Source organism: uncultured Halomonas sp., from assembly GCF_947501415.1.
In the GTDB taxonomy this organism is placed as follows: domain Bacteria; phylum Pseudomonadota; class Gammaproteobacteria; order Pseudomonadales; family Halomonadaceae; genus Halomonas.
The window spans coordinates 181,977-194,917 of record NZ_CANMVL010000011.1; the positions used below are offsets into that span (position 1 = coordinate 181,977).

The 12,941-nt window shown below is 60.2% G+C and carries 9 protein-coding genes; 3 read left to right on the plus strand and 6 right to left on the minus strand.

Annotation, left to right across the window (positions count from 1 at the left end):
• The first annotated feature begins 15 nt into the window (after positions 1–15).
• Complete coding sequence (gene gyrB, locus Q0894_RS09375) at positions 16–2,436, plus strand: DNA topoisomerase (ATP-hydrolyzing) subunit B (protein WP_299234614.1); 2,421 nt, start codon at positions 16–18, stop codon at positions 2,434–2,436.
• 141 nt (positions 2,437–2,577) lie between these two features.
• Here the strand turns inward: gyrB and gmhB are convergent, their stop codons facing one another.
• From gmhB to glyQ, 3 genes are all read right to left on the minus strand, one after another.
• Positions 2,578–3,201 (minus strand): D-glycero-beta-D-manno-heptose 1,7-bisphosphate 7-phosphatase, encoded by a 624-nt coding sequence (gmhB, locus tag Q0894_RS09380; RefSeq protein ID WP_299234254.1) that lies wholly within the window; start codon positions 3,199–3,201, stop codon positions 2,578–2,580.
• 342 nt (positions 3,202–3,543) lie between these two features.
• Positions 3,544–5,610, minus strand: a complete 2,067-nt coding sequence (gene glyS / locus Q0894_RS09385) for a glycine--tRNA ligase subunit beta (protein ID WP_299234256.1) — start codon at positions 5,608–5,610, stop codon at positions 3,544–3,546.
• A gap of 2 nt (positions 5,611–5,612) precedes the next feature.
• On the minus strand, positions 5,613–6,587 hold the full coding sequence (gene glyQ / locus Q0894_RS09390) for a glycine--tRNA ligase subunit alpha (RefSeq protein WP_299234258.1): 975 nt from the start codon (positions 6,585–6,587) through the stop codon (positions 5,613–5,615).
• A 97-nt stretch (positions 6,588–6,684) separates the two neighbouring features.
• Between glyQ and rfaD the strand changes: the two genes are divergently transcribed.
• Both rfaD and waaF read left to right on the plus strand, forming a co-directional pair.
• Positions 6,685–7,641, plus strand: a complete 957-nt coding sequence (gene rfaD, locus Q0894_RS09395) for an ADP-glyceromanno-heptose 6-epimerase (protein WP_299234261.1) — start codon at positions 6,685–6,687, stop codon at positions 7,639–7,641.
• Positions 7,634–8,689 carry a lipopolysaccharide heptosyltransferase II gene (gene waaF, locus Q0894_RS09400; RefSeq protein ID WP_299234263.1) on the plus strand — a complete coding sequence of 352 codons (1,056 nt, stop codon included), beginning with the start codon at positions 7,634–7,636 and terminating at the stop codon, positions 8,687–8,689. The genes rfaD and waaF overlap by 8 nt, the downstream gene beginning before the upstream one ends.
• A 7-nt stretch (positions 8,690–8,696) precedes the next feature.
• Here the strand turns inward: waaF and Q0894_RS09405 are convergent, their stop codons facing one another.
• The 3 genes from Q0894_RS09405 to Q0894_RS09415 form a co-directional block, all read right to left on the minus strand.
• Complete coding sequence (locus Q0894_RS09405; RefSeq protein ID WP_299234266.1) at positions 8,697–10,376, minus strand: sulfatase-like hydrolase/transferase; 1,680 nt, start codon at positions 10,374–10,376, stop codon at positions 8,697–8,699.
• A gap of 446 nt (positions 10,377–10,822) precedes the next feature.
• Positions 10,823–11,677: a glycosyl transferase family 90 gene (locus Q0894_RS09410; RefSeq protein WP_299234269.1), complete on the minus strand. Its 855-nt coding sequence runs from the start codon at positions 11,675–11,677 to the stop codon at positions 10,823–10,825.
• A gap of 123 nt (positions 11,678–11,800) precedes the next feature.
• Positions 11,801–12,844, minus strand: coding sequence for a glycosyltransferase family 4 protein (locus Q0894_RS09415; protein ID WP_299234272.1), 1,044 nt, complete (start codon positions 12,842–12,844; stop codon positions 11,801–11,803).
• Positions 12,845–12,941 lie beyond the last annotated feature (97 nt).

The window sequence follows — 12,941 nt, forward strand, 5'->3', positions numbered from 1 at the left end:
ATGACGGAGCAGTCAATGAGCGAACAGGCCTACGACTCATCGAGTATCAAGGTTCTCAAGGGGCTCGATGCCGTACGCAAGCGTCCCGGCATGTATATCGGCGATACCGATGATGGCACCGGGCTCCACCATATGGTGTTCGAGCTGGTGGACAACTCCATCGACGAGGCGCTGGCCGGATACTGCAGCGAGATTCGTGTCGTTATTCATCCCGATGAGTCGGTGACGGTGAGCGATAATGGCCGCGGCATTCCAACGGATATTCACGAAGAGGAGGGAGTTTCCGCCGCCGAAGTGATCATGACGGTACTGCATGCCGGCGGCAAGTTCGATGACAACTCCTACAAGGTCTCCGGTGGTCTGCATGGCGTCGGCATCTCGGTAGTCAATGCGTTGTCCGAGGAACTTCGCCTGACGGTGTGGCGTGCCGGCAACGTCCATGAGCAGCTCTATCGCCACGGTGTGCCCCAGGCACCACTGTCGGTGGTGGGGAAAACGGAAAACTCCGGTACACGCGTGCACTTCCGTCCCTCGTCGGAAACCTTCGGCAATATCGAGTTTCACTTCGATATCCTGGCCAAGCGTTTGCGTGAGCTCTCCTTCCTCAACTCCGGGGTGGCCATTCGCCTGATCGATGAGCGCTCCGGGAAGGAGGAGTTGTTCCACTATGAAGGCGGCCTCAAGGCCTTTGTCGATCACCTCAACACCAACAAGACAGTCCTCAATCCTGTCTTCCACTTCAATATCGAGCGCGAGGACGGTATTGGGGTAGAGGTGGCGATGCAGTGGAGCGACTCCTTCAACGAGAACATCTTCTGCTATACCAACAACATTCCGCAACGGGATGGTGGTGCCCATCTGGCAGGCTTCCGTGCGGCATTGACGCGTACCCTCAATGGGTATATCGAGTCGGAGGGGCTGCTCAAGAAGTCGAAGATCAGTACCGCCGGTGACGATGCGAGGGAAGGGCTGACGGCGATCATCTCGGTGAAGGTGCCGGACCCCAAGTTCTCCTCCCAGACCAAGGACAAGCTGGTCTCCTCGGAGGTCAAGACGGCGGTAGAGCAGGAGATGGCGCGCCTGCTTGGCGAGTACCTGATCGAGAAGCCCAACGAAGCCAAGGCGATCGTCAACAAGATGCTGGATGCCGCGCGTGCCCGTGAAGCGGCACGCAAGGCGCGAGACATGACGCGGCGCAAGGGGGCCCTGGATATCGCCGGCCTGCCAGGCAAGCTGGCCGACTGTCAGGAGAAGGACCCGAGTCTCTCTGAACTGTTTCTGGTAGAGGGTGACTCCGCCGGTGGCAGTGCGAAGCAGGGACGTGACCGACGTACCCAGGCCATCCTCCCGCTCAAGGGCAAGATCCTCAACGTCGAGAAGGCGCGCTTCGACAAGATGCTCTCGTCGGCAGAGGTCGGCACCCTGATTACCGCGCTGGGCTGTGGTATCGGGCGCGAGGAGTTCAACCCGGACAAGCTGCGCTATCACTCGATCATCATCATGACCGATGCCGACGTGGATGGCTCGCATATCCGCACCCTGCTGCTGACCTTCTTCTTCCGGCAGATGTCGCAGCTGATCGAGCGGGGGCATGTGTTTATTGCCCAGCCACCGCTCTACAAGGTGAAGCGTGGCAAGCAGGAGCTCTACCTGAAGGATGAGCAGGCGATGACCGACTACCTGACCACCACGGCTCTGGATGGCGCTCGCCTCTATGTCAATGCCGATGCGCCAGGTATCAGTGGGGCCCAGCTCGAGGCACTGGTCGATCAGTATCGTGATGTCATGCGTCGCATCGAGCGTCTCTCGAGAGTCTACCCCGAAGAGGTGCTGCGCAAGATTGTGCATGCCGCGGAACTCGACGGCGAGGTGAGCCTGCGTGACCGGGTCACCATGCAGAACTGGATCGAGAGTCTGCAGACCGAGATGGACGCGCAACTTGCCTATGAAGGCGGCCCGCGCTACAGCTTCCGGCTCGAGGATGACAGTGAGCGAGGCCTCTACCTTCCGGCGGTGACGATCGCCGCCCATGGCGTGGCGACCGACTATGTGTGGGGTATCGACTTCTTTACCAGCGCCGACTATCGCGCCATGACGAGCCTCGGCGAGACCCTGAACGGGCTTCTGGAGGAGGGCGCCTATGTGGCGCGCGGGGAGCGCAAGCGCTCCGTGTCGAGCTTCTACGCCGCCCTTGAGTGGCTGATGAATGAAGCCCAGCGTGGCCTCTCCATCCAGCGCTACAAGGGGCTGGGGGAGATGAACCCCGAGCAGCTCTGGGAGACCACCATGAATCCCGAGACACGGCGTATGCTGCGCGTCTCCATCGAGGATGCCGTGGGCGCCGACATGATGTTCAATACCCTGATGGGTGATGAGGTGGAGCCGCGTAGGGACTTTATCGAGCGCTTCGCCCTGGTGGCCAATCTCGATGTCTGATTGCATGTTTCACGTGAAACACTACCCATCGCCCTGATGCCCGTCACCAGGCCTCTGGAAAAGGCCCGTCATCGATAGCGATGACGGGCCTTTTCATAACTGTACCTCAAGGAGTGGGAAGGCTGAGCCGGGCCTTGTGCATCACGCTTTATTTCCATCCTCGCGCTCACTCTCACTCTCACTCCCACGCCCACTGTCACCCCCATCTCCTAGAAGCCAGCCGACGAAGTCGGCCAGGCTGTCGAAGATCAGCGTATCGTTATCCGAAGCGGCCAGCTCGGGGTGTTGCTCCAGGGTGCGCTGACCCTTGCCGGTGCGAACCAGAACGGGGCGACAGCCCATGGGGACTCCGGCCTGCAGGTCGCGCAGACTGTCTCCCACCATCCAGCCGCCTGCCAGGCCACGCAGCTGCAGGGCATCGCGGATCTGCTCCAGGAGCCCGGACAGCGGCTTGCGGCAGCAGCAGTGGTCATCGGGACCATGAGGGCACCACGCGATATGGGCAATCTCGCCACCGGCCTCGGTTACCCGCCGGCAAAGTTCCTTATGCATCTCTGCCAGGGTTTCCTCGGTGTAGTAACCACGAGCAATGCCCGACTGGTTGGTCGCCACGGCTATCGTCCAGCCGGCCTGGCTCAGGCGCGCGATAGCTTCGATGGCGCTGGGGTAGGGAATCCACTCTGCCAAGGATTTCACATAGTCATCAGAGTCCTGGTTGATCACGCCATCTCGGTCGAGGATCACCAGGCGATCGCTGGTATGCACGGCACCGTTTCCTTTTCGCAGGGTTGGTTGGTGGTTGGCACTCAGTGTTTCACGTGAAACACTGAGTGCCAAGGAGCAAGGAGCAAGGAGCAAGGAGCAAGGAGCAAGGAGCAAGGAGCAAGGAGCAAGGAAGGGGCAAGGAAGGGGCAAGGAAGGGGCAAGGAAGGGGCAAGGGCGTGGGGGTGGTTGGCTACTGTGTGGCGCTGTGTGGCTGGAACGGCAATGTTCCACGTGAAACATCATCATGAATGGCAGCCCACGTTCCATGTGAAACAGTACAGTGGCCAGATACAAAAAAGGCCGGCAGTTGCTGCTGCCGGCCTCGATGGTGCCAGGGGGCGGTTACTGCTGTAGCTGCGCGATATCGGCAACCTCGAGGAACAGTGCCCGCAGGCCGGCCAGCAGGGCGAGCCGGTTGCTGCGTACCCCCTCATCATCGGCCATGACCATCACTTCATCGAAGAAGGTATCAACCGGTTCACGCAGGCCGGCCAGGACATCCAATGCCTCCTGATAGCGCGCCTCGTTGAGCATTGGCGTGACCTTGTCTCGATGACTGACTACCGCGTCGTGGAGCCTCTTCTCGGCAGTTTCCTTCAGCAGCGTGGCGTCCACGGTGCTGCTCACCTCATTGGCCTGTTTGGCAAGGATATTGGAAACACGCTTGTTGGCAGCGGCGAGGGCGGCGGCCTCGTCGCGCCCGGTGAACGCCTCTACCGCGCGCAGGCGGCGGGCGAAATCCAGCGGGCGAGTCACGGGGCGTGCACGCACTGCCAGGTAAGCCTCGGTCGAGATGTCTTCACCCTGACCCCATGCCCGGAAGCGGTCGAGCATGTAGGCAAGCACCTCATCCACAAGGTTCTCGGCGTACGGCAGCTCCTGGTGCTGGGCCGCGGCTAGCTCGAGCAGCTCACGGAGGTCGAGTTGCAGTTCCCCCTTGACCATGATGTTGAGCACACCGATGGCGGCGCGACGCAGCGCAAAGGGGTCCTTGGTACCGGTGGGGCGGGCGCCGATGCCGAAGATGCCGGTCAGGGTGTCGAGGCGGTCGGCCAGGGCCAGGGCCTGGCCGGTCCGACTCTTAGGAGTGGCATCGCTCGCGAAGCGGGGGAGGTACTGCTCCTCCATGGCCTGGGCCACTTCGGCGGGCTCACCATCCTGAGCGGCGTAGTAGCGTCCCATGGTGCCCTGGAGCTCGGGAAACTCGAGCACCATCTCGGTCACCAGGTCGCACTTGGCAAGTTCGGCGGCGCGGCGGGCATGGCTGACATCACCGCCCAGCTGGCCGGCGATAAAGGCGGCCACGGCGGCGGTACGGTGAGCCTTGTCGGCGAGAGTGCCGAGCTGCTTCTGGAATACAACGCCAGAGAGCTCGTCGATTCGAGAGGCCAGGGTGCGCCTGCGGTCGGTATCGTAGAAGAAGGCAGCATCGGCCAGGCGGGGGCGAATGACCTTCTCGTTGCCCTCGATGACACGGTCGGGCTCATTGCTGTCGATGTTGGAAACGGTGATAAACAGCGGCTTCAGCTGACCTTCGCTGTCGAGCAGGTGGAAGTACTTCTGGTTCGCCTTCATCGAGGAGATCAGACACTCGGCCGGTACCTCCAGGAAGCGCTCGTCGAAGCTGCCGGTGAGTGCCACGGGCCACTCCACCAGACCGCTGACTTCGACCAACAGCGCCTCATCGATGACTGCGGTGGCCTCCTGCACCTCCGCTTCCGAAAGCACCTGCTCACGGATACGCTCGCGCCGTAGGCCGCGGTCGGCCAGAACCCACGCCTGTTCCAGGGTGGCGAGATAGTCATCGGCGTGGGCCAGCTCGATGGGGTCGGGAGCATGGAAGCGATGGCCACGCGTTGTGCGGCCGGCCTCGAGGCCCAGTGCCTCGGCTTCGATGATCTCGTTGCCATAGAGCACGACCAGCCAGTGTGCCGGTCGGGAAAACTCCACCCGTGAGGCACCCCAGCGCATGTTCTTGGGTACCGGCAGGGCGGCGACGGCTTTCTTGATGATGGCCGGCAGCAGGGCAGCGATACTCTCCCCCTGCTGTTGTTCGCGATACCCCAGCCAGGTGCCCTTGTCGGTTTCCAGGTGAATCAGTTCATCCACGCTGACGCCGCAGGAGCGAGCGAAGCCTTCGGCGGCCTTGGAGGGCTGGCCATCCTTGAAGGCAGCGGCCAGTGCCGGACCGCGCTTCTCCACCACACGGTCGGGCTGTTTGCCGGCCAAGGACTCGATCTGGACCGCCAGGCGACGCGGCGTGGCGTACGCACGTACTTCGCCATGCTCGACATCGGCATCACTCAGGCCGCGGCGCAGCCCTTCGGCCAGGGCGTCGGAGAGGGCGTCGATGGCGTTCGGAGGAAGTTCTTCGACGCCCAGTTCAACCAGTAGGGTGTTGGCAGCCATGCTCAAGCGTCTCCCTGTTCAAGCAGTTCGCGGCGCAGTGCCTCGGGAGCCAGCGGGAAGCCGGCGGCCTTGCGCGAATCGAAATAGGCGTGGGCCACGTCACGGGCCATGGTGCGTACGCGCAGGATGTAGCGCTGGCGTTCGGTCACCGAGATGGCGTGGCGGGCATCGAGCAGGTTGAAGGTGTGCGAGGCCTTGAGCACCTGTTCATAGGCGGGCAGTGGCAGATTGGCCTCGAGCAGCCTTGTGCAGTCCCGCTCGTGCTGGTCGAAGGCACCGAACAGATAATCGACATCGGCGTGTTCGAAGTTATAGGCGGACTGCTCACGCTCGTTCTGCAGGTAGACATCGCCGTAGCTGACCCTGGAGCCATCCGGGGCAATGGTCCACACCAGGTCGTAGACGCTGTCCACGTCCTGCAGATACATGGCGATACGCTCGAGGCCGTAGGTCAGCTCGCCGGTCACGGGAAAGCATTCGATGCCGCCGGCCTGCTGGAAGTAGGTGAACTGAGTCACCTCCATGCCATTGAGCCACACTTCCCAGCCCAGGCCCCAGGCACCCAGGGTGGGGGACTCCCAGTTGTCCTCGACGAAACGGATGTCGTGAACCAGGGGGTCGAGGCCCAGGTGCTTGAGAGAGCCGAGATAGAGTTCCTGGAACTCGGCGGGGGAGGGCTTCATCACCACCTGAAACTGGTAGTAGTGTTGCAGGCGGTTGGGGTTCTCGCCATAGCGGCCGTCGGTCGGACGACGGGAGGGCTGCACATAGGCGGCGTTCCAGGTCTCGGGTCCGATGGAGCGCAGGAAGGTCGCCGGATGGAAGGTGCCGGCACCGACCTCCATGTCCAGCGGCTGCAGCACCACGCAGCCCTGATCGGCCCAGTACTGCTGCAGGGCCAGGATCAGACCCTGAAAGGTTGAGACGTCTGGCGCCGGCCCGGAGGGCGAGGTCGACGTTGGTGTCGCGAGTGTCATTGGAAAAGCACCGTTGGCCATGAATTCACAGGGCTTCAAGTATACAATCACCGGAAGATCGGTTATAGGCGCACGCCCCGAACAGAGGAATCTCTCCATGATCGTAGTGACAGGCGGGGCCGGCTTCATCGGCTCGAATCTGGTCAAGGCACTCAATCAGCGTGGCCATCAGGATGTGATGGTGGTCGACGACCTGAGCGACGGCACCAAGTTCGTCAATCTGGCCGATTGCAGCCTGGGTGACTATCTGGACAAGGATGACTTTCGCCAGCGGGTAGAGGCCGAGTTGCGCGGAGAGCCTGCCAGGCTGCCGGAGATCGAGGCGATCTTTCATGAGGGGGCCTGCTCCGATACCACCGAGTGGGATGGCCGCTTCATGCTCGATAACAACTTCGAGTACTCCAAGGTGCTGCTGCATTTCTGTCAGCAGCGGGGGATTCCCTTCCTCTATGCCTCCTCGGCGGCCACCTACGGCGGCAGCGAGGTGTTTCAGGAGGCGCCGGAGCACGAGAAGCCGCTTAACGTCTATGGCTACTCCAAGCTGCTTTTTGACCAGTATGTGCGTATCCACCGGGACTCGTTCCGTAGCCAGGTGGTGGGTTTCCGCTACTTCAACGTCTATGGTCCCCGAGAGCAGCACAAGGGCAAGATGGCCAGCGTGGCCTATCACCACCATACCCAGATCAGCGCCGGACAGGACGTCAAGTTGTTCGGCGCTTGGGATGGCTTTGATGCCGGCATGCAGAGCCGCGACTTCGTCTACGTCGGCGATGTGGTGGACGTGAACCTGTGGTTCCTCGACAACCCCGAAGCGTCCGGCATCTTCAACTTGGGCACCGGTCGTGCCGAACCCTTCAAGGCGATCGGTGAAGCGGTGATCGATTACTATGGTCATGGGACCATCGAGTACATCGACTTTCCCGATGAGCTGAAGGGACGCTATCAGAGCTATACCCGGGCCGATATCTCGCGGTTGCGCGAGGCCGGATACGATCGCGAGTTCCGCACCGTGGCCGAGGGGGTGCGCGAGTACCTGGAGTGGCTGAATGGCTGAGTCGGCTTCGCGGGGGGAGACAAGCGGCGAGCGTATCCTGGTGGTCGGCCCCTCCTGGGTTGGCGACATGGTGATGGCCCAGAGCCTGTTGATGACGCTGCGTGACCGTCACCCCGGGTGCACTCTTGCGGTGATCGCGCCGGGCTGGTCGCTGCCGATCCTCGAGCGCATGCCCGAGGTGGATGAGGCGATCGCCCTGGACGTGGCTCATGGCCAGTTCGGCTGGTCCGTACGCCGTGAGGTGGCTCGCGGGCTGCGGGGTCGTTTCGATCGAGCCATCGTGCTGCCGCGCTCCTGGAAGTCTGCGCTGGTGCCTTTCCTGGCGGGTATTCCACGACGCATCGGCTTCCATGGTGAGCAGCGCTTTGGTCTGCTCACCGAGCGTCGTCGTCTCGACAAGAGCGTGCTCGACCAGACCGTCAAACGTTTCGTCTCCCTCGGGCTGTCCGCCGAGGAGTCGGCCAGGGGCAGCTTCGCCATACCTCAGCCTCGACTGATGGTGGATGCGGGTAATCTGGCCGCCCTGCGCGAGCGTCTAGGGCTTTCCGCGTCACCGGCCATCGGCATGATGCCGGGGGCCGAGTACGGCCCCGCCAAGCAGTGGCCGCTGGAGCACTTCCGCAGCCTGGCCGAGGCGCTGATAGCAGAGGGTGTCGAGGTGCGGGTGCTGGGAGGGCCCAAGGATGTCGAGGCGGGTGATACGATCGTCAATGGCCTGATGGGTGCCCATAATCTGTGCGGCAAGACACGCCTAGCCGACGCCGTGGACCTGCTGGCCGACTGCAAGCAGGTGGTCACCAATGACTCGGGGCTGATGCATGTGGCGGCGGCGGTGGGCACTCGAGTCCAGGTGCTCTATGGCTCATCGTCGCCGGCCTATACGCCGCCGCTGACCGATAACGCCGAGATCCACTATCTGGCCGTTGAGTGCTCGCCCTGCTTCGAGCGTACCTGCCCACTGGGTCATACGCGCTGCCTGGTGGAGATGGCCCCCGAGCGAGTGCACCGGGCGATTCACGCGTGGCGGGCCACCATCGCAAGGAGCTGAGCCTCGGCTATTTCCTGCCGGAGGCCGCCTGATCAGAGTTATTCTCGGGCGCCTCCAGAGCCTGCCGAGAAGCGGTCTGCCCGCTCTTCTGCTGCCTGCCTTCGGGTATCAGGCCTTCCCAGAGCCGCTGCTGCAATGCGGTCTCCTCATGCATGCGGCCCGCCAGGTCGGTCAGGCCATGCTGCTCCACCAGGGTCGGCTGCTCGGAGAGCAGGGAGACGCCCAACCCAGCTCTGTGGCGCTCGATGGTATAGCCCATCGCCTCCAGGATGGTGGGGAAAAGATCGATAGTGGCGGCCTCGCGGCGTGTCCTTTGGCCAGCCTCGATACCCTTGCCCAGCAGCATGAAGGTGTTGTCACGCTCGCCGGCGACCAGTTGCTCCCAGGCCGACACGCGCATCGTCAGGTGGTCGCTGGCGATCACCACCAGGGTGTTTTCCAGCAGCCCCTCATTTTCGAGTCGGTCGATCAGGTCGAAGGCAAGCCAGGCCGAACACTCCACGGAGTAGAGGATATCCTCGCCGTCGAACTCGCCCTGACGCTTCCGACAGGCCCGGGCCGGATAGCCTCTTGGTGCATGGGCGGTGAGGCTGAGATTGACCACCCCCCAGGGGCCGGCATCTTCCGCCTTCAGTCGACGAATCTCACTGGCGGTGAAGTCATACAGGGTGTCATCAAAGAGCCCCCAGTCGTTGATGTAATCGGGTTCCGCAAGACGAGGCTCGAGGCTGGCCCGGCCCATCACCCTGTCGAAGCCATGATCCTCGTAGAAGATTCCCTTGCCGGCGAACTCGGTACTGGCGCCGCCCAGGAAGCTGAGACGGTAGCCCTGTTCATCAAGCAGGTCTCCCAGACATCGAATGCCGGGAACCACGCGGCCCAGAGGCTCGAACTGGTTGTCGTGGAGCAGGCCCGCGGGCATCAGCGGGGTGCCACACTGGCTGGCGATCATGCCGGCCATGGTCCAGCCGGTGTTCTCCAGCTGGCGTATTCCCTCGAAGACATGACCGCGTCGACCCAGGGCATCGAGGAAGGCATAGGCATCCCCGAAGCGCTGGCGGTCGGCATAGGTGCGCTCCATGCTTTCCAGATAAAGCAGCAGCAGGTTGGGAGGACTCTCCGGCGCCTGCTGGATCGTCGGGGCCACATAGCGACGATCCAGCCAGGCGCCGTCATCGGTGACGATGGCCGCACTGCGTTGCCCCATGCTGTAGAAGAGTGGATTGCTGGCGATCAGTACCAGTGCCAGCAGGCGGTCGATGAGGCGCCAGCGGTGGTCACGGCGCACCAGCCAGGTATAGGCAGCGAGCAGGGCCAGCACTGCCAGGGTATAGAGCGCCGCCGCCAGTATGCGGCTGCTGCCGCCGTGCTCGGCGATCCCGGCCTGGAGATGGAAGAAGATCGCCCCGATCTCGACGATGCCGAAGCTCTCGGCCAGATAGACGTAGACGCCCCACAGGCAGAGGGGCACCAGCGACCAGGGCCAGACTCGTCGGGGCGGACGACGCGTGGCTGGCTTTCCCCAACGCAGCAGCCAGCCAAGGCTCAGCCAGAGGCCTGTGATGGGGATCACGCTCCACAGCGGCAGCACGGCCACGGTAGCGATGGCATAGCCAAGGCAAGCCCCGATGACGAGCAGGGACCACCAGCGGGGATGTTTGAGCCTGTTCGGGTTTGCGAATTGCATGAGTCTCTTCGATAGGGATCGGGTGGCGGCCTTTCAGCTGCATCCACGGGCTCTGTCAGGAAGATTGGTGGAGCGCGTAGGCCTTCATGTACTTCCAGAATACGCCATTGGCGTTAGAGTTGACGATGGAATGAATGCTCCCGCCGTGATGCAAGCCGCTTTTCGGGTTCATGTGGAATTGGCCAGATCCACATGAAACGACGAAGAACCACAGGACTACCAACTAGATAAATCATCGCGATGAAGTTAGCCTCGTTTCGGTAGCCGCGTGCGCGTACGCGTAAATGGGCCGCTTGGAACAGGCCGTCCATGCCACACCTCCTGTCGTTGTGGAGGTCATATTCTGGCCTAGCTCATGGGGGGCGTATTCCACATCTGGCGTCGAAGACCTCAATTTCTTTTCTGTACTGCATTGAATATCGTGCTCTCTTTTCGAATTCCTTGCACTATAGGGACTGTTGAGTTTGCATTAGATATCGTTCAAAAACTTGTAGAGAAGCAAGCATTTCTTGCTGAGGGTGAAAAAACTCTGAAATATATCGGTTGGCATTTCTAATGATGGCTTTGGCTTCTTTAGGATGGGATAGGTAGTAGTCGATTTTTTCCTCTAGATCAGAGAAGTCGTCACTTACTTCCACATAGTGGTAGCCAGGAATCAATGTACCTTCCATAAACCAGGTTTCATATATAGGGCGCCTCATAAAGCATAATGAATTGGATGCCATTATCCACTTCAAGTTAGTGGCAACGTCGTTTCCTTCGATGCTAAAAATAAATTTATGTTTAAGTTGCTGTTCGATTGTCATGAACGGCTTTCGATATGCGGCCGTTACGTTTTTATCATCTGTAGCGCCAATATCGCAGCGTGGCAAGTTATGACACTTTTCCAGAAAATGTTGCCGATGGGGCTGATGTGCCGCACCCCGCCATACCAGAGTGTCCTTCTTAGCACCGTAGTCATAGGTATCCTTAACTTTGTAGAAGTGGCGTACGCTGTCAAGTTTAAGGAGTACCGAGTTACAATTTTCACCGCGAATGGGACGGCTCTTTACGAATGTAGGTACATCAGGGACGAAGGTCTTGTCACCAAAGCGATAGTGATACATTGCGTTCGCGGGGAAATGCTTTGCTACATTATAAAAGTCAATATGATAAGTAGATTTTTTTAAACTTAGAGAAAAGTCTCGATTATTAACTGCGTTATTAGAAAGTGTCGCTGGAGTGTCAATCTTATTGTAGTAATTTACCCTTGCTATAATCGCTTCTTGGTTAGTTATAGGTAGAGCATCAAACGTGGCCATCAACGCATCGCGCCGATGCCGAAATAAGCTTCTGGGTGGTAGGGCAGCCAGCAGGCCACAGGTATAAAACATTAATTTGTGCGCCCGGTAGGCATTTTTTCCGCTCACCATGAAAGATAGGCCCTAAGCAGTATGGGATGAGGAAAGTGGAGAATAAAGTGCCATGTAGGCGTTGGCCATTGCCTCCGGTGTGTACATGTTCAGGCCCTGAGTGGCTTTTTTCACAAGCGACTGGCGTAGCGTCGTGTCTCGTAGCTTGATTAGATGATCGGCTAGTGTTTTACCGTCACCTGGGGGAAACAAGAGTCCTGTTTCTTCGTGGTGAACAATGTCTGGGATGCCGCCCGTCTGGCTAGCTACTACTGGCACTTCTGCCCGCATGGCGTCCAGCAATACTGATCCTAGCCCTTCGTTACGAGAAGGAAAGGCAAAAATATCCAATGCCGGAAGGTAGTTGCCAATGTCGGACTTGAAGCCGGCCCAGATTACATTGTCCAGTTTGGCGCTTTCTTGCTTTAGTTCGGCCTCATCCTCACCTTGGCCAAAAAAAACGAACAGCATATCCGGCTGTGAGTGCTGTAGTCGTCGAGCGGCGTCAATCAGGACACGCTGCCCTTTGTGTCGATCCACCAGGGCGCCAGCGTGGCCAACCAGGAATCGACCGGGATAGCGTGCACGGAAAGCGCGCGCTATGTCGGGATCTGAGACTAGTGGAGTAAAGGCGCTGGGAATTTGTGCCACCGGATGCGGGCTTAGCGGCTGGATATTCTCGGCAATAATCCGGGATAACGCTACGCAGCGATGCGCCTCACGGTAAAAAACTCTGTTGCTGAGTTTGTCTTTGACTGGCGTATCCACACGACGGGTAATCAGGTAGGGAGTGCCAAACAGTCGATGGTGTAGCCAGGCCCAATGTACAGCCTTGGCGTCATGGGCATGGATCAATGTGGTGCGCTCGGCTTGCCAGTGTCCGGCCAACTGGTGGCGAGCACTGACAAATCGCAGACCGTGGGTTGTGGCCAGCTCTGCGCGCAGAGGCGAATCGGGCCGGCACACTAGCGTCTGGGATGATATCTCTGCCTTGTTGGCCAGCGCCTGGATCAGCAGCACCGTTTGCCGCTCGCCGCCGCGAAACCCCCGGGCCAGATTGGCATGGATGATGTGCAAAGCCGCCTCGTTGAAAATTTGTGGGTATAATGACGGCTATAGTAGCATCCGATGTCTATTCTGGCAGGGTGGTTTTCATATGCTCTCTGAGCTAAGC

Coding starts and splice junctions, on each gene's coding strand:
- gyrB (WP_299234614.1), top strand. CDS start 16: ATGAGCGAACAGGCCTACGACTCATCGAGTATCAAGGTTCTCAAGGGG.
- glyS (WP_299234256.1), bottom strand. CDS start 5,610: ATGGCTGCCAACACCCTACTGGTTGAACTGGGCGTCGAAGAACTTCCT.
- glyQ (WP_299234258.1), bottom strand. CDS start 6,587: ATGACACTCGCGACACCAACGTCGACCTCGCCCTCCGGGCCGGCGCCA.
- rfaD (WP_299234261.1), top strand. CDS start 6,685: ATGATCGTAGTGACAGGCGGGGCCGGCTTCATCGGCTCGAATCTGGTC.
- waaF (WP_299234263.1), top strand. CDS start 7,634: ATGGCTGAGTCGGCTTCGCGGGGGGAGACAAGCGGCGAGCGTATCCTG.
- Q0894_RS09405 (WP_299234266.1), bottom strand. CDS start 10,376: ATGCAATTCGCAAACCCGAACAGGCTCAAACATCCCCGCTGGTGGTCC.
- Q0894_RS09410 (WP_299234269.1), bottom strand. CDS start 11,677: ATGGCCACGTTTGATGCTCTACCTATAACTAACCAAGAAGCGATTATA.